The organism is Euzebyella saccharophila, assembly GCF_014855495.1.
GTDB lineage: Bacteria > Bacteroidota > Bacteroidia > Flavobacteriales > Flavobacteriaceae > Euzebyella > Euzebyella saccharophila.
Genome location: NZ_JACYFJ010000002.1, coordinates 859095 through 885171, shown reverse-complemented (window position 1 = coordinate 885171; position 26077 = coordinate 859095). Strand labels below are relative to the sequence as shown.

13 protein-coding genes are annotated in these 26077 nt (G+C 40.2%); 12 read left to right on the top strand and 1 reads right to left on the bottom strand.

Features of this window, described 5'->3' with window-relative positions:
• Nucleotides 1-240: 240 nt before the first annotated feature.
• The 5 genes from IL355_RS10245 (at nt 241) to IL355_RS10225 (ending at nt 13134) form a co-directional block, all read left to right on the top strand.
• The gene (locus IL355_RS10245; protein WP_225621181.1) at nt 241-3288 is read left to right on the top strand and encodes a SusC/RagA family TonB-linked outer membrane protein; all 3048 of its coding nucleotides are present in this window, start codon (nt 241-243) and stop codon (nt 3286-3288) included.
• Between the two features lie 29 nt (nt 3289-3317).
• Nucleotides 3318-4961: a RagB/SusD family nutrient uptake outer membrane protein gene (locus tag IL355_RS10240; RefSeq protein ID WP_192462047.1), complete on the top strand. Its 1644-nt coding sequence runs from the start codon at nt 3318-3320 to the stop codon at nt 4959-4961.
• A gap of 192 nt (nt 4962-5153) precedes the next feature.
• A complete protein-coding gene (locus IL355_RS10235; RefSeq protein ID WP_192462046.1) occupies nt 5154-7466 on the top strand; it encodes a GH92 family glycosyl hydrolase in 2313 nt (770 codons plus the stop codon).
• Nucleotide 7467: 1 nt separating this feature from the next.
• Nucleotides 7468-9036 carry a glycoside hydrolase family 28 protein gene (locus IL355_RS10230; protein WP_225621180.1) on the top strand — a complete coding sequence of 523 codons (1569 nt, stop codon included), beginning with the start codon at nt 7468-7470 and terminating at the stop codon, nt 9034-9036.
• Nucleotides 9037-9099: 63 nt separating this feature from the next.
• Nucleotides 9100-13134, top strand: a complete 4035-nt coding sequence (locus tag IL355_RS10225; protein ID WP_192462045.1) for a hybrid sensor histidine kinase/response regulator transcription factor — start codon at nt 9100-9102, stop codon at nt 13132-13134.
• A 26-nt stretch (nt 13135-13160) separates the two neighbouring features.
• Here IL355_RS10225 and IL355_RS10220 read toward each other — a convergent pair whose 3' ends face one another.
• On the bottom strand, nt 13161-13574 hold the full coding sequence (locus IL355_RS10220) for a response regulator (protein ID WP_192462044.1): 414 nt from the start codon (nt 13572-13574) through the stop codon (nt 13161-13163).
• Between the two features lie 668 nt (nt 13575-14242).
• On the opposite strand from IL355_RS10220, the gene IL355_RS10215 reads away from it, so the two are divergent.
• The 7 genes from IL355_RS10215 to IL355_RS10185 all read left to right on the top strand — a co-directional run bounded on the left by IL355_RS10215 (nt 14243) and on the right by IL355_RS10185 (nt 26062).
• Nucleotides 14243-17350 carry a SusC/RagA family TonB-linked outer membrane protein gene (locus IL355_RS10215; protein WP_192462043.1) on the top strand — a complete coding sequence of 1036 codons (3108 nt, stop codon included), beginning with the start codon at nt 14243-14245 and terminating at the stop codon, nt 17348-17350.
• 51 nt (nt 17351-17401) lie between these two features.
• A complete protein-coding gene (locus tag IL355_RS10210) occupies nt 17402-18895 on the top strand; it encodes a RagB/SusD family nutrient uptake outer membrane protein (protein WP_192462042.1) in 1494 nt (497 codons plus the stop codon).
• Between the two features lie 54 nt (nt 18896-18949).
• Nucleotides 18950-21637, top strand: coding sequence for a c-type cytochrome (locus IL355_RS10205; protein WP_192462041.1), 2688 nt, complete (start codon nt 18950-18952; stop codon nt 21635-21637).
• 217 nt (nt 21638-21854) lie between these two features.
• Entirely contained in the window at nt 21855-22661 is an 807-nt protein-coding gene (locus tag IL355_RS10200) for a 3-keto-disaccharide hydrolase (RefSeq protein ID WP_225621179.1), read from the top strand.
• Between the two features lie 32 nt (nt 22662-22693).
• Nucleotides 22694-23761, top strand: a complete 1068-nt coding sequence (locus IL355_RS10195; RefSeq protein WP_192462040.1) for an aldose 1-epimerase family protein — start codon at nt 22694-22696, stop codon at nt 23759-23761.
• Nucleotides 23762-23786: 25 nt separating this feature from the next.
• On the top strand, nt 23787-25001 hold the full coding sequence (locus IL355_RS10190; RefSeq protein WP_192462039.1) for a class I mannose-6-phosphate isomerase: 1215 nt from the start codon (nt 23787-23789) through the stop codon (nt 24999-25001).
• 32 nt (nt 25002-25033) lie between these two features.
• A complete protein-coding gene (locus IL355_RS10185) occupies nt 25034-26062 on the top strand; it encodes a sugar phosphate isomerase/epimerase family protein (protein WP_192462038.1) in 1029 nt (342 codons plus the stop codon).
• Nucleotides 26063-26077 lie beyond the last annotated feature (15 nt).

The following is a 26077-nucleotide window of genomic DNA, read 5'->3' as shown; positions in this document are numbered from 1 at the left end:
TGCGAATGCATCAAAAACCTTAACATTTTAAGTTTGAATTCAATAGGGATTGGTTTCAAAACATTAAAAACATAAAAAAAACTTAAAATTTAAAATTCTGTTTAACTAATTGAATATTAGTTTTTTAAGTGGGTTTTGGTTAGTTGGTACCTATATAAATCCATATTTCCTGTTGTTTTGTCCATATGCTCTTGAAGGGTCTGCGATAGTTTAGTGCAGTAAACTACTTAACAAACTACTATGATTAGACTAAAACAACTTTTGTTGGTCATTTGTATGTGTACGGGCACGACGCTTCTGGCACAAGAACAAGTGACAGGTGTTGTCAATGACAATACCAACATGCCCATTCCCGGGGTGAACATTATGATTAAGGGTACTTCTAAGGGTACGGCCACAGACTTTGATGGCAATTATGAAATTAGTGTCGAAAATGGAGACGTATTGGTCTTCTCTTATCTTGGTTTTAAGAATGCCGAAGTAAGTTATAATGGTCAGCAGACCATTGATGTGGTATTGGAAGAAGATGCCGCTAAATTGGACGAAGTGGTGGTCATTGGTTACGGTACCGTTAAAAAGAGTGATTTAACCGGTTCTGTTGCCACCGTTAGTGCCAAACAGATTGAACAGGCCAACAAGGTAGATGCGGTATCTGCCTTACAAGGGCAATCTGCCGGTGTGGTTATTCAACGTGGAGATAATAAGCCAGGGAGTGGTGGATTTAACATCCGTATTAGAGGGGCTAGTACCATTAACCAAAATGACAGTAATGGTTTTAATCCTGGTCAAAACCCTTTATTTATTGTTGATGGAATCTTTGTTGATGATATATCCTTTCTTAACCCGGCGGATATTAGCCGAATGGACATTCTTAAAGATGCTTCTGCTACAGCTATTTACGGTTCTAGAGGTAGTAACGGGGTGGTTCTTATTGAAACAAAGAGAGGTAAGAGCGGAAAATTAAAGGTAGACTATAGCAACTACACGGGCTTTAAACAGGCTTACCACTTGCCAAAAGTTTTTAATACGGAAGGGTATTTACAAATGGTGAAAGAAGCCGTTGTTGGAAATGAGTTTTCCCAGCCTGAAGGCGATTTGACCTACCGTTCCAGTGATGTTCAATTAAGTGAATTTTTGGACGCTGAGGAATTACAAAATGTGGCAGATGGCGTTGACACGGATTGGATAGACCTTATGTTAAAAAACGGACTTCAAGTAAACCACACTATTGGTTTAAGTGGAGGTACTGAAACCACTAGATACTCGGCAGGTTTAGCGTATACCAAGGATGAAGGTACTGCGGACGGTGAAGATTTTACTAGATATAATGTGAGGGCCAGCCTAAGCAGTGATTTGGCAGACTGGGTAAACGTTTCCTTTAGCAATTACATTACAACGGCCATTCAAAATGGAGGTAGTTTTGAGGGTTTCAGGAGTGCGTACAGGTTAAAGCCCATTGGTAGGCCGTACAATGAGGATGGGACCTTACGTTTTTTCCCAACATCTAAAGAAACACAGATAACCAATCCATTGTTTGAAGCGGATAATATTACAAGGGAAGATAAATTTCTTCAATACATTGCGGATTTTGCCGTAAAGTTCAAACCTCTTGACGGTCTAACCTTTACCACCAAGTTTTCGCCAAATATTAAATATAATAGGTATGGAGAATACCGCGGGCTATATTCCAAAAGCGTTAGTGCCAATGAATCCAATAGAAGGGCTCAGGTAAATCACGGTAACTACTTTTCATATGCTTGGGATAATATTCTTAACTACAACTTTAGCAAGGATGTCCATGCCGTTAATTTTACCGGCGTTGTTTCAAGGTTTTTGGAAAGGTCTGAAGGGTATTATAACCAAGTAAGGAACTTTACCACAGATGAGTATAGTTTCTACAATATAGGAGCAGGTTTGGATATCAGGGATGTTTCCAGTGATTTTAGTAAGATGACCTTGGAGTCTTATACTGGTAGATTAAATTATACCTTGGCCGATAAATACCTGTTCACTGTTACAGGTAGATATGATGGAGCTTCCATACTTTCGGAAAAAAATAAATGGGCATTTTTTCCATCGGCTGCCTTTGCCTGGAAAATCATAGATGAAAACTTTATGAAAAATCTTGGTGCGGTTTCCAATGCTAAACTAAGATTGAGTTACGGGCAAACTGGTAATAACGGTCAAGGCGGTGGATTAGCGCCACTTAAATCACAATCTTTATTGGCGGCGAGTGCCACCAATATTGGGGATGCTTCCGTGGCTACTTCCTATATTACGGATTTGGCAAATGAGGACCTTACTTGGGAAACTACTACGGAAATTAACGTAGGGGTAGATTTTGGTTTCTTTAATAACAAGATCAACGGTTCTGTAGATGTATATAAAAGACAGAACAATGATATCATTTTCTTTACTCCATTACCAACAGTAACCGGATTTTCAGGTACATTCAATAATGTAGGAGAATCTAGTAACAAAGGGATTGAGGTAATGTTGAATACGGTAAATGTGGATACAGAGGATTTCCGTTGGTCTACCAACTTCAATTTTGCATCCAATAAAAATACCTTGGAAAAACTATATCAGAATGATGAAATAGTATTCAATGTTGGGGGCACGAACCTAATCCATAGAGTAGGAGAGCCAGTTGGTTCTGTTTATGATTACGAATATGCCGGTATATGGCAAATTGACGAAGCAGCGGAAGCAGCCACTTTTGGACAACGTCCAGGCCAGGTAAAAGTTACCGATGTGAATGGTGATGGACAAATTACTCCGGATGAGGACAGAAAGGTAATTGGTCAAGTTGCTCCTAAATGGACTGGTGGTATTACCAGTAATATGGATTATAAAAACTTTGATTTCTCTTTCTTGATCAACTTTAGCCAAGGAAATACCTACAGAAGTAATTTCCATAGTAACTACTCTTGGGGATGGCAAGACCAACCACAGAGGACATTTAATGGTTATGATGTGAATTATTGGACACCGGATAATCCGATCAATTCATGGTATCAACCAGGTAACCCCGGTCCTTACGGGCATGTAGCGCATTACAAGGATGTATCCTACGCCAAGGTTGGGTTTATCACTTTAGGATATTCCTTAGGTAATAACATATTGGAGAAACTTAACGTAAGTAACCTAAGGTTATATACTACCGTTCAAAATCCGTTCATTTTTACAGATTACGATGGTTGGGATCCTGAAAATGCAGGAAGAAATCAGTGGGGAGCCGCATACATGTCCAGAACTTTTATGGCCGGTCTTAACCTAAGCTTCTAATCAGTTACTAACACATTAAAAAGATTTCAATGAAATATATTAATCGCAAAATAATTGGTGGTTTGTTATTGGCCGGAGTTTTAGGAGCCAGTTGCGACACCTATTTAGAGGAAGAAAATAATTCCTCTTTAAGTATAGAAACCGTAGAATCAGACCCACAGATTTTTAATCAATTGGTAGCTTCCGTATACGAGCGGGCAAGGGAAACCAGCACCTATTATACCTCTGACCTTTACTATGCTTTAGAGGATTTGGGAACGGATATCGTTACAAGGGCTACCGCCATAAACGGTACTAGTGATGTGAATGACTACGTGAACTTTAACTCCTTGAATTGGGCTGTTGGAGTTTTCTGGACCAATCAATATAAAGTAATCTCCGCTGCCAATGTTGTGGCAGATTTGGAGAGCGGTGAAGTTGCAATTCCAGATTTATCGGCGGCCGAATTGGCCAAAGGAGTTGCTGAAGCAAAATTTTTTAGGGCATGGTCCTATTTTAAATTAGTAGTCAATTACGGGGGGGTGCCATTGGTGTTGAACCAAGTAACTACTTCGGATACGGATTATAGCCGTGCAAGCGAGGAAGAAGTGTACTCCCAGATAATTACTGATTTACAAACGTCATTGGCTGGTGTTGATGAAAATCCAGCTGATTATGGTAGGGTTTCAAAGGATGCGGTAAGACATCTTTTATCCAAAGTATTATTGACTAGAGGGTATAAATCATTTGGTTCCGATGCTGATTTTACTGAGGCAATCGGTCTTGCCGAAACGGTAATGGCAAACCATCCATTGGAAGGTTCGTTTGCAGATTTGGTAGCTATAGGTAACCAAAGAAATCAGGAAGTTGTTTTCTCATATTTATTTGGAGGAAACTCGGTAAGTCGTGGTTGGGGTAACTCCAGACACATGATGTACCAGTTCCGTTTTTATGATTATCCCGGGTTGATCAGGACCGTTCAAGGTCTAAGAAATATGCCAACACCTTTCTTTTACGGTTTATTTTCTGATGAGGACCAAAGGGCCGAAGCTACTTTTACCCGTGAGATATATGCGCATGAGGATTATGAAGCTGAGGTAAATGGTTCTACCGTTACGGTTGCTGCAGGAGAATTGGCAATATTGCTTCCAAAAGAGACTTGGACACAAGAAGAAATAGATGCGGTGCCCTATGCGGTTATTAACCCCGGAACCTATTTTACCAATAACGGTACTACTCCTGTACATTTTCCCATCTTTACGAAGTTTGAAGATCCCGGGGTACCTTTTACGCAGCCAGATCAATCTTCTCAAGGAGAAAGAGATATGGTTATGATGCGAGGAGGAGAAGCCTACTTGATTGCAGCTGAAGCCTATCTTCAATTAGGAAATGCAGGTCAAGCGGCGACCCTGCTGAACTCATTGAGAAGCAGAGCCGGAATTACAGAAGAGGTGACCGCCGGTGATGTGGATATCGACTTTATCTTGGATGAAAGGGCAAGAGAGCTCATAGGTGAGGTCAATCGTTGGGCAGACCTTAAAAGAACAGGTAAGTTGTTGGAGCGTGTAAGGGAGCACAACCCGCATGTTGCCTTGAACAATGCATTACAGGAATATCACTTGCTGAGGCCTATTCCTCAGGCAGAAATAGATAATACCGGTGGTAGCATAACGCAAAACCCTAATTACAAATAAAATTTTTGCTTCTGTTAAGTTTAGTTGAGTTGACAGCTGATTGTTTGGTAGGGCGGGCTTAGGCCCGCCCAACTTACATTTACTGTTATGGGGTGACCTGCTAAGCTTCAATAAATTTTTAAAATTTATGGGTATTTTCTATATATTGACCACTATTGTACTCACTTTGCCATCCTTCTTAACTATCTAAAAATGCTTCGCATCAAAGAGTTATTATTTTTTGTTTCTACCCTTAGCCTTTTACTTTTTGTCTCTTGTGAGAAGAAAGTGGAGGTAAAAAAACCATTGGAAATTAACTATGTGGATAGGGTATATCCTTGGTTGGATTCGGAGAATTCCAGATGGTTTTTCTTCAGTTCTGCCAGTAGACCTTTTGGGATGGTCAACCTTAGCCCGGATACGGAGATTGATGGCGCATGGGGAAGTGGTTATCGCTACAAAGTTGACTCTGTAAAAGGATTTAGCCACGTGCATGCTTGGCAAATGAGCGGCCTCTCCGTGATGCCCGTAGTCAATAGGGATTCTATAAATCCATTTACGGATTTCTATTCAAAATTTAGCCATGAATCTGAAAAAGTAACTCCCGGGTATCATTATTTAAAACTTGATAGAAATAATATTGAAGTAGAGCTCACTAGTACTAAAAGGGTTGGTTTTCATAAATACAACTTTAGAGCGGAGGATGGAGAGAAAAGAGCCATTCTATTTAACCTTCATACCCCATTGGGACCCTGTGATAATTCCGAAGGTGTCCTGGAAATGGACGGTAATATGGCACTCTCCGGTAGTCTGGTCATGGAACCTACGTTTAGAAGACCCAAGCCTTTAAAAATGTACTTTAAAGTACTTTTAAATACGCCAATTGCTTCCATTGAACATGATGAAATTACCCAAAATGCTGTAGTGCATTTGAACAAAACGGAAGATGCCGTTTTAATGAAGGTGGGTATTTCCTATACGTCAAAAGAAAATGCGGCCCTAAACTTGGAAAAAGAAATTCCCCATTGGAGTTTTGAACAAGTGGTAAAAGAATCCAAAGAGGAGTGGAACAAGATGCTGTCAAGAATTCAAGTAGAAGGAGGTTCTGACCAAGAGCAGCAAAGATTTTATACCGATTTGTGGCACGCTTTACAAGGTAGAAGAACAATCAGTGATGTAAATGGGGCCTATCCGGACAATACGGGAGAGGATTTCAGAATTGGTCAGCTTCCGTTAAATGAAAAAGAAGAACCTCAATTTAACCATTATAACTCAGATAGTTTTTGGGGTGCGCAATGGACCATTAATACCTTATGGGGGTTGGCATATCCTGAGATAATGCATGAATTTACCCATTCCTTAATGCAATATTATAGAGATGGTGGCTTGGTTCCTAGAGGACCATCCGGGGGCAATTACACCTATGTGATGACAGGAGCTTCCAGTACCCCCTTTGTGGTAACCTCCATTCAAAAGAATATTTATAAAGGAGACTTGCAAGAAGCTTTTTCCGCCCTTAAAAAGAACCACGAAAAAGGAGGTATTATGGGTAGGGCCGGGTATGAACACAAAACTGAAATAGGTGGTGGCCTTGATTATTATTTAGAAAGGGGGTATGTTCCCAATCCTCTTCCGGAGGGCAAATATGGAATACATTTAGATGGCTCTGGCCAAACATTGGAATATGCCTATCAAGATTACACTTTGGCGCAATTGGCAAAGAAATTAAGAAAGTCTTCCGAGGTAGAAATTTTTATGGACCGGTCTAAGAACTATACGAATGTCTTTAATACCGAGGAAGGTTGGATGGGCCCCAGAAATGAAAAAGGGGAATGGAAAGAAGATTTTGACCCCTATGCATATGAAAACGGATTTGTAGAAAGTAATGCCGCACAGGCAACATGGTTTGTACCCCATGATTTGGATGGTTTGGCCAAATTAATGGGGGGAAAGGAAAAAGCAATTGAAAAATTACAGGAACAGTTTACAAAAGCGGAAGAATTAAATTTTACCTCCGGTAGCTCGCACGAAAGTGAATTGCATCCGGAGTACAGAAGAATCCCCATCAATTTAGGAAATCAACCATCGATTCAAACCCCCTTCGTATTCAATAAATTGGGTAGGCCAGACCTAACCCAATATTGGACAAGAAAAGTGGTGGAAAAAGCATTTAGTGGCCTGGCACCGGATACTGGTTATAACGGCGATGAGGACCAGGGTCTCATGGGCAGTTTAAACGTGCTTTACAAGATTGGCCTGTTTCAGATGAACGGGGGTACAGAGGAAAATCCCGAATATCAAATCGGCAGTCCTATTTTCAAAAAGGTAACCATTAAGTTGCATCCAGACTATTATAAAGGCGGAACCTTTGTTATTGATGCTTCCAACAATAGTACAACAAATGTGTACTCGGATGCTCCCGTTTTTAACGGAACCAGCTTAACTGATTTTACCATCAAACACGAGGATATTACCAATGGGGGTACGTTAATTATGAATATGAAATCGGAATCAAAAACCAAATAATATGAAAACTAAAATCTGGTTTTTTTTACCGGTTGTTGCTTTATTAATTGCTATGAACCAGCCTTTTCCCGAATTGGATAAGGGGAAGGTAAAGGAGTTTCTGGTAACGGATTTTGGGGCGGTGCCAGATGGTAAGACCCTAAATACAATAGCCATTCAAAAAGCAATCGACGCCGCACATAAGCGAAAAAATGGAGGAAAGGTTGTATTTCCTTCCGGGAATTACCTATCGGGAAGTATTCAATTAAAAAGCAACGTTCACCTTTATTTTGAGGAGAATGCCCAATTGTTAGGAAGTACCGATCCTGTTGACTACCATAAAATGGAATTTCCAGGTAGGCCCGAAAGTCCCAAAAAGGACGATAATTCCCAAATGGCTTTGATTTTGGCGCACAAGGCCAAAAATATCAAACTAAGTGGTAAGGGCCGTATTGATGGGCAGGGGCTACCATTGGCTTTGCATATTGACAGCCTACACCACGCCGGGGTTGCCATAGACCCTAATTATAACACTAGGAGAAACAGGCCCAATGAGACCATGAGACCTAAATTGTTTCGGTTTTCACAATGTGAAAATATTGAAATAACGGACTTAAAAGTAGGGGAAGCGGCTTGTTGGGGGCTTTCCTTTGAGCTGTGCAATAATTTGATTATAGATAATCTCACGGTTACCAACCGCTCTTATTGGAACAATGACGGGATGGACATTACGGATAGTAAAAACGTTCGTATTACCAACTGTGACGTTAATTCTGCTGATGACGGAATCTGCTTAAAATCCTATTATCCGGGGTATAGTAATGATAGTATCTATATAGCCGATTGTACGATACGTTCCAGTGCAAGTGCCATTAAATTTGGTTCGGCTTCCTTTGGCGGATTTAAAAATGTGACTATAGAGAACATTAAGGTTTTCGATACGTTTCGTTCTGCCATAGCCATAGAATCTGTAGATGGGGCCCACATTGAAAATATCAAAGTGAACAATGTGGTGGCAGAAAATACGGGCAATGCACTTTTTGTAAGATTGGGACATAGAGCTGGAGAAAACCCCGGAGTAGTTAAAAACATTTCTATTACCAATATGAAAGTAGAAGTACCTTTTGGTAGGCCAGATATCGATTATGATTTAAGGGGGCCGGAAGTAAATTTCTTTCATAACCCTTTCCCTTCTTCCATTGCAGGAATAGAAGGGCACCCAATTGAAAATATTACCTTGGAGAATATAGAAATTATATATCCCGGTCGTTCTAGCAAAAGTATGGCTTACATTCCTTTAAGCGATTTGGACAGGGTTCCCGAAGAAAGAAAAGGGTATCCGGAGTTTTCCATGTTCGGTGAATTACCGGCGTACGGGTTATATGTTAGGCATGCCAAGAACGTTAAGATGTCCAATATCAAATTTGGCTTAAAAGAAAAGGATTACAGGCCGGCATTTGTTTTTGATGATGTTCAAGAATTGAATATGGCTTCCATTCAACTTACTGATACCGGTAAAGAAGAAATTGTATTGAAGGATACAGAGCAGTGGCAGTTGGATGCTCATGCCCAAAAATGGTTGAAGAAGTAGTAACTTAGCCCATATATCCATCCTAAGAATAGATATGGATGTAGAATAAACGGTGTTTTTGTAATGAGAATTTTCTACGCTCTTTTAGTATCCTTTTGTGTATGGGGGCCATTGATAGCCCAAGACGTAAAGTTTACCCATTACAATGATAACAATGGTCTTTCCCATAATTCTATTCGGCACATAGTTCAGGATGAAAATGGCTTTTTATGGTTTGGCACCTTTGCGGGACTCAATCGTTTTGATGGCTATCAGTTTAAGTCGTATGTAAGTTCAGATAAGGAGTCCTCTTCTATTTTAAATGATGACATCACCGCGTTGGAGTTTAATGCAAAATCCAACCACCTCTGGATCGGTACACGTGGCGGGCTTACACTACTGGAAACAGATACGCATACTTTTCGAACGTATTTGCCAGATTCTCAAAAAAATACGGCTTTGCCGGAAAGGGAAATCCGATCGGTTTGGGTAGATAAATGGGAAAGAGTCTGGGTAGGAACTAGAACACAAGGACTATCCATTTTAAATGTTGATACGGATTCCTTTGAAAGAATTGAAATACAAGGCTTTGAATACATAAAGGAGATTTTTGAGGACAGTGAGGGTAATATTTGGATCGGTAGTTTTGAGACCGGCGGGGTGGCAAAAGTGCAGTTGAACTCTAAAGGCACGATTGTTCAGATTACCAAATTTGAACTGCCCATACCTAATTCAAATCAGAAAAATCCTTATGTCAATTTCATTTATGAAGATGCCAAAAAAGATATGTTCGTTGGTACGCGTGAAGGACTCTATAAATATGACCGTAATTCCAATTCCTTTGTCAACCTTTTTATTTCCGATAATGAACTTAGAAATAATTTAGGACCTTACTTCCTTTCTGTGGCCCAAGCACCGGACCATAAATATTGGGTAGGCACTTTGGGGGGACTTCTGGTTTGTGATCAATTGGAGGATATTTCCAGTGGTAATTTTCAATTGTTTCAATCTGTTCTTTCGGATGATGCTTCCTTGACGGATAATTTGGTTTCTTCCTTGTTCTTTGATGCTTCTGGTGTATTGTGGATCGGTACCGAAGATGGACTCGATAAATTTGACTCTTTTGAGAACCAGTTTAGCTTGGATAAGGATATTTCCAAGTTTATAGGAAACAAGGCTCCAAGGATAAGGGGTTTTGCCAAAACTTATGATGGTGAAATTTTAATTGCCACTAGACATAATGGCCTGTTTGTCACCGACGAATCCGGGTACAGATCGTTAGCTAATAATCAGGCGGACATTGCTTCTATTTATACTTACGATCAAAAGCTTTTTTACTGTGGATTATGGGACGGTAGACTTCTAGTGTATGATCATGAGCGTAACAGCGCTACCATTTTTGATACGGGCTTTCACAATGCTCCGGTTATAGCCATAGCTAAAATTGATGAGGAGACCATACTTTTGGGGTCTTTTGGGGAAGGCGTAGTTTATTGGAATACCAAAGAAAAAAAACAAGTGGTAGCTAAGGGTAAATTGTTAGATGGGTTTGAAATCAATGCCATTTGTAAAGGAGAAGGAGATATAGTTTGGTTGGCCACGGAAGACGGAGCTGTACAATTAAATACCAAAGAACTTCGCTATAAATTGTATGTAGTAAATAGAGAGGGAATATTTAATAATGCAGATGCCAAAGATGTAAGTGATATTGTTTTAGATAGCCAAGGTTCTGTTTGGGCGGCTTCCAGATACGGACTAAGTAGATTAAATGCGGATAAGGGACTTTTTGAAGTGGTGAAGGAGCCAGAGGAGCTAGTGGGCAAATGGGTGACGGATATGTTATCCGATGCTTCAGGAAATCTATGGTTAAACTTGAACAATAATAGTGTAGCCAAATTGAACAGTGCTTCTGGAAGTTTGAACACCTACCATGTGAATAGTGGGAATAGGTTAGATGTTTTTAGTTCCAGAGGCTTTTATTCCCCCAATGGAACAGAAATTTATCTGGCCGCAAAAAATGGGGTCATACACTTTGAAACAGATAAACTTGAGGCCCATAAAGAAGAAGCTATACCGGTGATTTCTGAATTTAGAATTGCCAATAGGGAAGTTCGACCAGGCATGGAAATCAATGGGCAAGTTCCTCTAAAAAAGGATATTAATTATAGTAAAGAGGTAGAACTTTCATACGCCAATAGAAACTTCGCGTTACAGTTTGCCATTCCGTCCTTCGCAAACGAGAAATTAAATAAGTTTCAATATCAATTGGAGGGTTTTGATAAAGAATGGATTACTACGGATGGTTATGCAAGAAATGTACAGTATACCAATTTATACCCCACAGATTATACATTTAAATTAAGGTCCAGAAATGGGGATGGTCCCTGGAGCGACACGGTGGAATATGATATTAAAATTTTAAAACCTTTTTGGCTTACTTGGGAAGCTTTTGTTCTGTTCTTTGTAATTCTTGGGCTTTCCTTTTATCTCATTAGGCGAGAGCTTGATAAACGACTGAAATTGCGTAGAGAGCTTATGGCAGAAAAGGTGAACAGGGAACATGACGTAAAACTAAACAATGAAAAGCTGCGGTTTTTTACAAATATCTCACATGAACTGAGAACGCCTTTAACCTTAATTTTAGGTCCCATCAAACAGTTAATGGAAGAAAATGGAGGGATGATTACAGATTATCAAAAAAGTAGGTACAAACTTATTCACCAAAACGCAAATAGATTGTTTTCCTTGGTCAATCAGGTATTGGATTTTAGAAAGGCACAAAGTGGTGAGCTCAAATTAAAAACAACCCAAACGGATATTTTGGCATACTCCAAGAATATTTTTGATTCTTACAAAGAGTTGGCCAATAACAAGAACATCACCTTTCAGTTTATTACAGAAAACGAAAGCATTCTTGGATATATAGATACGGACAAGTATGATAAGATTCTCTACAACTTATTGTCCAACGCATTTAAATTTACTCCGGATTTTGGTAATGTGGACCTCTATTTAAGATACAATCAAGAAACAGGATTGCTTACCGCAGAAGTAAGTGATGATGGAATAGGGATACCGGTCAAAAGTCAGGAAAAAATTTTCCATAGGTTTTATCAAGATTCGCCCAACAAGCAAAATAATACAGGTTCCGGTATAGGTTTATCTTTGGTTAAATCCCTGATAAGTTTGCATAAGGGTACAATAACGGTTAAGAGCGCACCCAAAAAGGGGAGCGTATTTACGGTGGAAATACCTATTCAGAAACATTTTTATCATCCCGAGGAGATATTTCAAATTACCGTTCCCAACGAAGTGGTCGATCATCCGCAAGCGAATGAAATCCCCAGAAAAACCATACAGAATACCAATCTAAAACAAAAAGTATTGGTAATTGATGATAACTTGGAATTACGAAAGTACTTGGTTGACTATTTATCTGGGTTTTACAAAGTGTATGAAGCCGAAAATGGAGAAGAAGGCCTTAAGCTGTGTAGACAGATAAAACCCATTGTTTGCGTATCTGACGTGATGATGCCCGTAATGGATGGATTTGAGTTCTGTGAAACCCTTAAGAACGATCAGTTCATAAGCCATATTCCAGTAGTATTGTTGACAGCATTAAGTGACAATAAGGACAAGAAAAAAGGCTATGGTACCGGTGCAGATGGCTATTTGGTTAAACCTTTTGACCCTTCCTTGTTGAAAATGATGATAGAAAATATCATTAAATCACGATTGGACCTTAAAGCAAAGTTTGCTGAAGAAACAGAAAGTGAAGTTAGTTTGTTGACCCATTCCCCAGTAGATGAAAATTTAATGCGTAGAATTACCGAATTAATTGATAAAAATTTGGATAATGCGGATTTGTCTACCAGTTTTTTGTGTCAAGAATTGGGTATGAGTTCTTCCAAACTCTACCAAAAGATAAAGGAGCTTACAGATTTGGCTCCAAAAGAATTTATTAGAACGGTACGTTTAAAGAAATCGGCTGCATTGTTAAAAACCAAAAAATACAATGTTTCGGAAGTAACTACCCTTATTGGTTTCAACGACCCCCTATATTTTAGCCGATGCTTTAAAAAACAATTTGGCTATCCTCCCAGTAAATTGATTAAATAAGAAAATTAGTGAGTGTAGTTTTCTGTCTATACTTTTTCTTTTAAAGCCTGATTGGTAAAAATGATATCCACATTTGCTCTGCTCAAAGGCTTGATAAATCGCCTTTTTACAACTGACTTTACTTCTTCTTCAGCTCTTTCAAGGCAATTGCTATAGGATGAGGCCATATAAATATCCATGTCTTTTAAGGGAATTCCTCTGTCCAAAGCTTCCCCTAAAAATTCAAAACCGTCCATTTTGGGCATTTGCCAGTCCAACAATAGAATATCCGGTAATTGAAGTGCCCCATTGGATGATTTCCAATCTTCAAACCAGCTTAATGCTTCAATAGGGCAATCATAGGACAATATTTCGCACGGCTGTCCGTGACGCTGCAGCTTGATTCTCATATCAAACTGAGATACAAGATCGTCATCGATTAAAAGTATTAAGGGATTCATAGGGTAGGATTTTTATAGTATTATTCTTACATAAATCTAAATTAAAATAAATTTTTATAAGTATCAGCCTCAATAATCAATAAAAATAAAATTTAACTGAAAAATCATTTTTTGAAGTGTTTTTTAATGAAATCAGCAGCTCTAATATTACCTTTTAAAGAGAATTTATAAAACAGGTTATTAAAAAAAGGTTCAGATTTATAGTTAAAACACAATTTAAATTACGTTTTTGAATTAGAAAAATATCTAAAAATCAATCCTTGTAAAATGGGAAAATTAAGTGTTTTAAGCTAAACAAACAGCAAATTCTCATATACTGTAAAATACAATTATTATAGCTTAAACTAATGGAATATTGACATTTTTAATGCAGCTCCTATATAAGTTTTTTTTCTAAAATCATTGGGAGACTGCTGATTAGAAGTCTTGGAGTGAGCTTTTATGTTTATAATTGATTAATTGACACTTAATTTCCTATTTAGGTATGTTTTCAATAATTAAATTATATAAAAACCGGGTTGTTATGAAAATTACATAAGCTAAATTATGATTTTAGCAGGATAGTACAGGATAGCGAAAACGTTTGAGAAAGATAAATTTGGTCATAATCATTTACAAGCTGAACGTATTTGATTACTCAACTTTTCACTAACTAACTATTTATTATTATGAAACACAATCGATTTGGGTTAAAAACCTTGTACTTGGTTTTAGCCTTGTTTCTATCTGTTAACTCCTATTCCCAAAGTTCTTCCGTTTCGGGAAATGTAACTTCTGCTGATGATGGCTACGGTCTTCCTGGAGTTAACGTAATTGAAAAAGGTACTACCAATGGTACCGTAACAGATTTTGACGGTAACTACAGTCTTAATGTAGAGAACAGTAATGCAATCCTGGTCTTTTCCTATATCGGTTTTACCACCCAGGAAATACCGATCAATGGAGCTTCGGTAATCAATGCTACCATGACTGAAGACGCTACAGCTTTGGAAGAAGTAGTCTTGGTAGGGTATGGTACACAAATTAAAAGAGAGGTTACCGGGTCTGTACAAACCGTAAAAGTTGCAGAATTGGCCGATATACCCGTTACTCAGGTAACCCAGAAACTCCAAGGTCAATTGGCAGGGGTTCAAATCAACCAAACTACGGGTAAGCCTGGCGAAGGTATTAATGTTCGAATTAGGGGTCAATTATCAATTTCAGGGGGTAGTGACCCTCTATATGTTGTGGATGGTTTTCCTATAGCAGGGAATATCAATACCCTAAACCCTGCAGAAATTGAAAGTATTTCAGTTTTAAAAGATGCTGCATCCACTTCTTTGTATGGTTCAAGGGCCGCAAATGGAGTTGTATTGGTGACCACTAAGCAAGGTGTTCCCGGGCAGACCAATGTAAGTTTTAATGTTTCCACTGGTATTCAAAACGTACCCGAACGAGGTAGAATAGATATGATGGATGCCGTGGAGTTCGCTCAATTTAAAAAGGAGTACTACGAAGATCAAGGGGATCCCGTTCCCGAAATCTTTCAAAACCCGTCTCAATATGAGGGGCAAACCAACGATTGGTACGATGCCATGCTTCGTACGGCACCTCAATCCATTTATAGCCTTGCGGTTTCCTCGAGTAATGAAAAATTTCGCAGTTCCATGATAGCCGGTTTTACCGATCGTACCGGAGTTGTTTTGGGCAGTGACTGGAGGCAATACACTTTGCGAGCGAATTTAAACTATAATCTATCGGATAAGGTTGAGATAGGTTTGAACGTAGCCCCTAGCTGGGTCATAGATAGAACACCCCGTACTGATGGTACCAGGGGTACAGGTATTTTATTCAATGCCTTACATACTTGGCCCATTATGCCTATTTATAATGAAGATGGTACCAGAACAGAATTCAATAGGTTTCCAGCGGAAACCGGAAATATCTTTGCGTACGCAAACTGGTTAAATTCAGCCGAGCGTATTAAGGATGAGACAAGAAATTTGAATTTATTGTCCAATGCTTATATGGAATGGCGACCAATTGAGGGATTAAGTATTAGATCAAGCTTAAATGCGGAGTTCTACCGGGAGCGCTACGAGTATTTTAGCCCTACCAATGCAACTTCTGCTATCAACCGTCCGGTACCTACCAATAATCAAGGGGTGTGGGACAATAGAGATACCTTCTCTTGGTTGAACGAAAATATTGCCACCTACAACAAATCTTATGGTGAACACAATTTCTCCTTGCTTGGTGGTTTTGCTTTCCAAAAGTTCCGTTTGGATAGAAACAGGCTTGAAGCATCCAATTTTGCCGATGATAGGCTTCCTGTTGTTCAAGGTGCAGCAGATATCAATAGAAATGGCACTTTTGATCAAATTGAGGAAAATACCCTCGTTTCTGCCTTTTCAAGGTTGACCTATAACTATATGGGTAAATATTTATTTACCGCATCTATACGAAGCGATGGTTCTTCTCGATTTGGGTCAGAGAATCGCTGGGGTACCTTTCCATCGGTTTCTGCCGGATGGGTAGTATCCGATGAGTCATTCCTGGAAAATTCCGAGACCATATCCTTAATGAAAATCCGAGGAAGCTATGGTGTTACCGGTAACAATAATATTGGTAATTATACGCAATATGCCTTGGTAGGTAACGAGCAATTTGGTAGAACGGTGAATGGCGTCTTTGGCGATACTTTTGCCCAAGGTGCCGCGGTAAACTCATTGTCCAATCCTAATTTGGGATGGGAGACTACCAAACAATTTGATATTGGACTCGATTTAAGTCTTTTTAATGACCGAGTTTCTTTTATTTACGATTATTACACCAAGAACACTACAAACTTATTGTTTAATATTCAGGTGCCTAGAGAATCCGGCTTTTCAAACTTTAGTGACAACATTGGGGAAATTAAGTTTTGGGGGCATGAATTTTCACTGAACACCGTGAATACGACCGGAAAGTTCAGGTGGACAACAAGTGCGAACATATCGTTTAACAGGAACGAGGTGGTAGCATTGGCCGATGGTATCGATCAGGTATTTGGTCCCAGTGGTTGGCATATTACCCAAGTGGGGCAACCCTTTGCCCAATTTTATGGACACCTATCTGATGGGGTTTATTTAAACCAACAAGATTTGGATAATTCGCCCCAAGTACCGGGTAGATCTACGGTAGGAAGTATAAAACTTATAGATGTGAATGGTGATGGGGTCATCACTAGAGGAGGTATAGATGACGATCGCGCTATTACTGGTAATCCGTTCCCGGACTTTACCTACGGTATTACGAATAGGGTTACTTATGGCAATTGGGATTTTTCAGTAGTCGGAACAGGTTCACAAGGCAACGAGCTATTGGTAAGGCATTTGTACAGTACAACGAACCTTGATGGTGTGTTCAACCTTTTGGATGATGTAAAATACCGTTTTAGATCGGTAGAAAATCCTGGAAGAGGGTTTTATGGTACCACTGTAGGAGGTGGCAATGTTACTGGTATTGAACGAGATTGGATCAACGACCGTTTTGTGGCAGATGCATCTTATTTCAATATCAGAAACATTACCTTAGGTTATACCATACCAAGTTTGGATAAATATTTTAAATCGGCCCGTATTTATGGCTCTATTCAAAATGTGCACATATTCACCAAATATTGGGGGGGACCCAATCCTGAAATTAGCGTACAGAACAATGGTCAGGGAGATGGAGGAAACCTAGAACCTGGTGTTGATATCTCAGGGTATCCCGTACCTCGCATCTTTAACATAGGTCTCAACCTAAATTTTTGATAGATGCTTCAAAAAATTGATTCAATCTCAAGAAATATAAAAACTGATAAAATGAAAAATATACTAATAATGTTCGGTCTTCTTGGCTTCATTTTGATGGGGTGTGAAGATGAGCTTACGGTCTTTCCGGAAGATTCGTTAAGTGTACCTACCTTTTTTCAAACGGAGGAAGATTTTACGCAGGCTATCAACGCTACCTATGAGCCATTGCGGAATATGTACAATCTGTCTAAGAACTATCTAACAGAAATGAGTTCTGATAATACGTACTATGCGCGTAACACTGCTTTTGGTGCTACAGAACAACAGGAAGATATTGCGGATCATGCTATTCCTAGTGACAACGGTATTACTGCCAATGTTCATGTACAAAACGTGTATAGAGACCTCTATTCGATTATTGCCCGCGCCAACCAAATTTTGGTAACTATTGATGAAGCCGATTTTGATGCTGGGGTGAAAGCAAATATCAAGGGGCAGGCACTCTTTTTAAGAGCGTTTTCCTACTTTGACCTGGTACAATTATTTGGTTCCGTGCCAATGCATCTTGAGCCGGTGGTGGACCGTGAAGGCGCAGCATTGCCTCTATCAACTTCTGATGCCATTTATGCGCAGATTATTGAGGATGCCCAAGCGTCCATTCCGTTATTGCCACCAAAATCAGCTCAGCAGCCCGGTCGTGTCACCTCAGGAGCCGCACGTACCTTATTGGCCAATGTTCATATAGTTCGCCAAGAATGGGCCCAAGCAGAAACGCTATTAAAAGAAGTTGTAAGTAGTAATGAATATATGCTAATGCCCAATTACGAGGACGCTTTTTCGGGCAATAGCGTTAATAAGAACAATTCGGAATCTGTTTTTGAAGTTCAGTACCGAGAAGGTTCTGATGGGCTACAGAGTTCTTTTATGTATCAATTTCTTCCACGTCCAATAGAGGCGGACGAAGTGGGTGCTTTATTCGGAACCTCAGATGCCCAACCTATTAATGGGGAAGGAAACAATATTCCAACACCTGATATCATTGCGGCATATGAAGATGGTGATTTAAGGGAAGATGCATCTATCATGTACATAGAGCTAAGGGAAAGTTTTTGGAATGATGGCGTTTACCCCATAATCAAAAAATATGTAGAACAACATGCACTGCATTTTAATCATGGTGTAAACTTTCCGGTTTACAGATATGCAGAGGTCCTATTGTTTTTGGCCGAAGCCCTTCACGAGCAAGGCAAGGATGGTGAAGCTATTACGTATCTAAACCAAGTTCGTACACGTGCCGGTTTAGGAGCTCATACAGGAGATTTAGGAGAAGCGATTTTTAACGAAAGACGCGTAGAATTGGCTTTTGAGAACAAGCGTTGGTTCGATTTGGTGAGAACAGGACGCGCCATTGATGTCATAACGGCATTTGGCAATCGTGTCTTTGCGACTCCCAACGATTATTATTATCCGGTTGGGGCAGAACCTCGAGGCAATGCATTTTCAAATATTACGGAGCTTTATGCCCTTCCTGCTTCTGAATCTGAACTGAACCCTAATTTTTAGTACCTTCAGAGACGTAAAAATCCAAACTGGAAATAATTTTTTAAAAAATACCAAATGATCAAGAATTCTTTTCTGCTCTTAGCTACACTGCTACTAGTGGTTTCCTGTGGCACGGAAACTTCAAATGAGGCAGATTCTACCGAAAATCAGGACCCAAAAATTGCCAAACTAAAACTGCAACCTGGTTTTAAGGCAGAGCTTTTATACAGTCCCGGGGAAGCCGGAACGGGTTCATGGGTTTCCATGGCCTTTGACGATAAGGGAAGATTAATAACATCTGACCAATATGGTTTTTTATATCGGATGGAAATACCTGAAATTGGTTCGGAAAACCTGACTCCAAAGATTGAAAAGCTTAAGATTCAGACAGGGGAGCAAGTGGCAGATTCTGTGGTGCAAATGGGATACGCCCAAGGTCTTCTGTATGCTTTTAATAGTTTGTACGTGATGATTAATCACTGGGGCAATGAAGATTTTGAGAAGAGTAGTGGTCTCTATAGGCTTCAGGATACGGATAATGACGATCAATACGATAAAGTGACCCTTCTTCAAAAACTGGAAGGGGCCGGGGAGCATGGACCACACAGTATTGTGCCCTCTCCGGATGGTAAATCACTGTATGTTATTGCCGGTAACCATACAGACCTGCCCGAAGAAATTGATACCTACAGGTTACCAAATAATTGGGCAAATGATAATCTTTTCCCTCAAATTAAAGATCCACGTGGTCACGCAAACGATAGAGGTGCACCAGGAGGTTGGGTAGCCAAGATTGACCCGGATGGTAAGAATTGGGAATTGGTCGCTGCTGGTTTTAGAAATCCTTATGACTTGGCCTTTAATGAGCTAGGCGATATGTTCGTGTACGATTCTGATATGGAGTGGGATTTGGGCATGCCCTGGTACCGACCCACGCGTATTTGCCATGTTACCAGTGGAGCGGAATTTGGTTGGAGAACAGGTAATGGGAAATGGGCACCTGCCTATCCTGATAATCTGCCACCGTTAATGAACATAGGACAAGGCTCACCTACCAATGTAATGTACGGTAGCAATGCCAAGTTTCCAAGCAAGTACAAACGTAGCGTTTTCGCATTTGATTGGAGTTTTGGAATCATTTACGGTATTGAATTACAGACCCAAGGTTCTTCTTACAAAGGTGTTCGGGAAGAATTTTTGAGCGGATTGCCTTTGCCTCTTACAGATGGTGTCATTGGTCCTGACGGTGCTATGTACTTTATGACTGGGGGTAGAAGATTGGATTCAGACCTGTATAGGGTGTATTATGATGGGGATGCAGATACGGAAACTGCCGTAGCATTGGAGCAAACGGAGGAAAACAAAATCAGAAAAGAATTGGAAACCTACCATTTAGGGCCTAAAGAAGGTGCGGTTGAGGCCGCTTGGCCGCATTTGGATAGTGACGACCGCTTTTTACAGTATGCGGCAAGGGTTGCCTTGGAACATCAACCTGTAAATACTTGGCAGCAAAAGGTGTATGATGAAAAAGGTGCCGTTAAAAAGATTCAAGGAGCCATTGCTTTGGCAAGACAGGGTGATAATGGACAGCAACGTAGGTTGCTTGAAACTTTGACCGGAATAGACTATGCAAATCTTAGTACATCGGAACAGGTAGATTTGGTGCGCGCCATTGAATTGACCCTATCCAGAATGGGTAAACCAAATGCCAGTTCGCAAAAGTTGGTGCGTGATTATTTGGCTTCACATTACCCAACGGAAACAGATGTTCTTAACCAGTTATTAAGTAAGACCTTAGTGTATGTGGAGGAACCGTCCGTGGTTTCAAAAACATTGGCGCTTTTGGAAAATCCCCAAGGTGAAAATGCGGATGTGATGGCCAATTCGGCCACAGATGCAGCAGATTTGATTTTGCGTAATCCACAATATGGTATGGATATCGCCGAAACCCTTAAGAATATGCCTCCGGCACAAAACACCTATTATGGCACAGTATTAAGTGGGGCTACCAATGGGTGGACACCGGAATTAAGGGAGAAGTACTTTAAGTGGTTCTACAAGGCATTTTCTTTCAAAGCGGGAAGAAGCTACATTGGATTCATAGATAAAGCAAGGCAAGGGGCCTTGGCCAATGTTTCTAAAAGTCAGTTTGAACTTTACAATGAAATGAGCGGCGATTCTCTTTTGAGTAGTTCTGGTAATGATTTAGTTTCCAAAGCCGTACAACCAAAGGGTCCGAGGAAAAATTGGTCAGTGGAGGATATAGAGCCTCTTTTGGCGGGCGGACTTGAAAATCGGGATTTTGAACAAGGAAGAAATATGTTTTTGGCAACCAATTGCATCACTTGTCATAGTATGAAGGGAGAAGGACAGAGTATTGGTCCGGATTTGACCAATTTAGGTACCCGTTTCTCTCCTGCAGATATGATGAAGGCGATAATTGATCCCAATGACGTAATTTCAGACCAGTACAATTCCACGGTATTTACCCTTAAGGATGGAAATTCTGTTGTGGGTAGGTTGATTAGTGAGAACGGTTCCGAATATAAAATCAGTCAGAATCCTTACGCTCCTGATGTTATTAGAAGCATACCTAAGGGAGATGTAGTGAACACTAAGATGTCAACCATTTCATTGATGCCTCCAGGAACAATTAATAGATTGGGGCCGGATGAGGTGAAGGACCTTTTGGCCTATTTAGTGGCCGGTGGAGATAAGGATAACCCAATTTTTGCCGGTGCAGATGAGGCCGTTGCGGAATAAGTGATGCAGATGGCTTAGAAATGTCAGATTTAATGAGGAATTTATCTAAATTTTCATTGTGCATTAAAGAATTGATAGTAAGGTGTTTAAAGTCTAAAAACCTGTGCGGTTAGCGTACAGGTTTTATGACATTTAAAGGTCAAGAAATAGCTTTTGAGCTAAATAGTTGAAAATTGCCTAAACATATTATAACTAGTAAATAACCGAATTAACTAAAATGAAAGCATACAATATAAAACAAGTAATTGGGATCCTTTTAATGTCCGTAGTGATGTTCCAGGCCTGTAAGGAGTCCAAAAAGGAGGAAAAAGTAACCAAGGGGACAAAGGATACATCCGCTGATCAAGATGGATTTGTTTCCATTTTTGATGGAGAAACATTGGATGGTTGGGAAGGGGATTCCAATTATTGGAGTGTAAAGAACGGAAACCTAGTTGGTGAAGTTACCCCAGAAACGTTATTGGATAACAACACTTTTATTGTTTGGCAAGGTGGGCAACCCAGTGATTTTGAATTGAAGTTGGAATTTAAAATTGCGGAAGCGGGCAATAGCGGGATCAACTACAGAAGTGATAAAATTGATACCATCCCACATGCACTTAGGGGATATCAGGCAGATATTGATGGTAAGATAAGATATACAGGTCAAAATTATGAGGAGAAAAAGCGGGCCACATTGGCCTATAGGGGGGAGAAAGTTATAATCAATACACAAGATAATCCGAATGAGGAAGGCTCCCTGAGAGCCAATGTGCAAAGAAACTGTTGGCAGAGTAGGGAAGTGGTAGATTCTTTAGGTGAATCTGATTCCTTAAAGACCAAAATAAAATTTGAGGACTGGAACGAAGTGCATTTGGTCATAAAGGGAAATCGCTTACAGCATTATGTAAATGGCGTATTGATGAGTGACGTAACCGATGAAGATGAGGTAAACAGAAAAAGCTCGGGGCACTTGGGAGTACAAGTACATGTTGGGCCGCCAATGAAAGTGGAGTATAGGAATATCCGCCTTAAGGAGCTTTAATTTTTTTAAAATACGGTTACTACAACGTTTTCATGATAGAAAAAAAATCCCTCTTACAAGTTAAAAATAAGGTCGGTAATACGGCTCAAGTTGGAGGTATTGAGACTTCCGTTTTAGACAATGGCCTTGGCAGAGGTTCCCGCATTGCCTGGATCAATACCGGTACAGGGTTGCGTTACAAGGTTCTTTTGGACAGGGCTATGGATATTGCAGATGCATTTTATAACCAGTACAGCCTTTCATGGTTAAGCCATTCCGGCGCCATGCCTGCAGACCGATTTTCTGATCAAGGTATTGGCTGGTTGCGAAATTTTGGTGGTGGATTAGTAACCACTTGTGGACTATCGCATGTAGGTGGCCCAGAAGATGATGAAAATGGACACCGGGGCGTTCATGGTCGCATCAGCAATACACCCGCAGAAATTATTGCTATTGACCAACCCGATTTAAGTACCGGAAAACTTGAAATGAGCATTACCGGTATTATTAGGGAAACCCAAGTTTTTGGTCCGTCTTTGGATTTAAGGCGAACTATTTCGGGTAAACTCGGTGAAGCTAAAATTAAGGTGTCCGACGAGATAATCAACAAAGGAAATACCATCGTCCCACACATGGTTTTATATCACATTAATTTTGGTTGGCCTTTAGTAGATGAAGGAACCCAAATTATTTGGGAAGGTACTTGGGAATCCCCAACACCGGATACCGATAAAAAAGTTTTTAAAGCGGGGAACAATTTCAAGGTTTGCCCGCCTCCCATGAAATCACACTCGGGAACAGGGGAAGATGTTGCATTTATTGATGTTACATCGGATAAGGATGGCAATTCCCAAGGTGCTCTCTATAATGAAAAATTAAACTTGGCGGTACGTGTGCGCTTCAAAAAGGAGCAGCTGCCCTGGTTGGTCAATTGGCAACATTGGGGAGAGGGAGAATATGTTACGGCCTTGGAGCCTGCTACGCATCCGCCCATCGGGCAAAAAAAAGCAAAACAAGATGGAAGTATCATTTATTTGGCTCCTGGAGCTTCTAAAGAGTATGATTTGGAAATCGAGATTTTGCAGAACGAAGAAATACAAGATTTTATTAATTCAATTTAACTAAACCATTTAAACAAAGAGTAATATGGCAACATTGGCTGAAAAAGCACTGGAACAAGGCAAGGGAATTTTGCGCTTGACGCCAACTTGGGTACCTCGATCATTTTGTGTACCAGGAAGAAGAATAAAACTACATCCAGACGATTATTATGTGTTGGGAGGCGAAAGAGGAGGCATAGATGAGCGTTGGTTTTCTTCTACCACTCCGGCCGAAAATGGACCTCTAACGGGAAAAAATGAAGGATTGAGCCATGTGGTCCTTGAAGATGACGGCAAGGAAGTTCAGATTCTGTTAAAGGATGTTATAGATGAGCTTAAAGGGGAAATCATTGGTGATAGATTATGGGACGAATTTAAAAGTTGGCCCATGTACTCCAAATTTTTTGATAATATGGGACCCTTACCACACCATATTCACCACAATGATGAGCATGCCGCCAAGGTAGGGCAGAAAGGGAAACCGGAAGCCTATTACTTTCCGCCACAAGTGAACAATCATGGAGGAGATTTTCCTTATACCTTTTTCGGGATTACGCCGGGTACCACCAAGGAACAGATCAAAGAATGTTTAATGAATTTTGCCAAAGGAGATAACAAGATTACCAATTATTCTTCGGCATTTAAATTGGAGCCGGGAACCGGATGGGACGTACCGCCGGGAATGTTGCACGCACCGGGAAGTATGTGTACGTACGAGCCGCAGAAGGCATCGGATGTATTTGCCATGTATCAATCATTGGTTAATGAAGCTATAATTCCTGAGGAACTACTTTGGAAAGGCACTCCTGAAGATAGAAAAGGAGATTACGATCAGTTAATGGAGGTAATTGATTGGGAATTGAATACAGACCCCAATATGCTAGAAACCCGTTTTATGGCTCCAATTTCTGTAGAACCACTTGAAGAAATGGAAGCAAAAGGGTATATTGACAAATGGATTTGTTATCGTTCCGATGCCTTTAGTGCCAAGGAACTAACTGTACTTCCGGGACAAACGGTTACCATTAAGGATAGCGCTTGTTATGGTATGATCATGATGCAAGGTCATGGTAAAATGGGAGAGTGGGATATAGAAACTCCTTCTTTGATCCGATACGGCCAACTGACCCACGATGAATATTTTGTCACGGAAAAGGCTGCAAAGGAAGGTGTTACCATCACCAACCTTAGTTCATCCGATCCTATCGTCATGTTAAAACACTTTGGACCTGAAAATCCAGATTTACAACTCAACCTGTAGAAAATGAATGTTGAATTCTAAAAAAAGAGAATATGAATACTAATTTTCCAAAACTGCATAACGCCACTTGGCCCGGAATCGTGGGTAAAGGACCCGATTCCCAGCCAGTAATTCCATTTGATAAAATGCTTGAAATGACCGCTGCTGCGGAGGTTAGCGGCAATAAATTTGATGGGGTGGATTTAGGCCTTTTAGACCCACATATTAATATTGATATGTCTGATGATGATATCAAAAGGATTGCGGACAAAATAGCGGGTTACAACTTAAATGTGGGAAGTTTGGTTGCCCCAATTTGGGGCGGACCAACCTTAGGTACAGATGATGACAGAAAAACATTCGTAGAACTGGTCCGCAAAGCTTGCCACTTTGGAAAGGTTTTAAAGGACCATGGGGTTCGCCAATATGGTGTTATACGAATTGATTCTGCTTCCGGACCAGAGGACTGGTCCAAAGACCCTAAAAAAAATACCCAATTAATTGCTGAAACATTTAGGGCGGCCTGTGATGTAGCAGCCGATTATGACGAGAAGTTAGCGGCCGAAGGAGAAATCTGCTGGGGCGGTATGCACAGTTGGAAGTATATGGTAGAAACATTGGAAGCTGTAGATAGACCAAATATTGGGTTCCAGGCAGATATGTCACATACATTATTATACTTGTTGGGGTATAATGCACCGGAGCACAGAATACTACCTGAAAATTACGATTGGTCTGATAGGGCTACTTTAGAAAAAGGACTCAAAACAGTTACAGACGCCTTAAGGCCTTGGACCATAGATTTTCATGTAGCCCAAAATGACGGAACCGTTCATGGTACAGGCTCCCATGATAAAACAGGAAGACATTGTTTGGCAACCGATCCCAACGGAAAACTGGATGTGGCCAAAGACGCCGGTTTTTGGTTAAGGGACCGTACTGGAAACCTAACCAAGAAATTTAAACACATTTGTTGGGATGGCTGTATGTTTGATAATGAGGTAATGTACAAACAACAAACGTGGAACGATATTTTAGCCAAGTTGGTGGAAGTCCGTGATATGCATGGTTGGAGCGAATAACCTATAATTATCTTT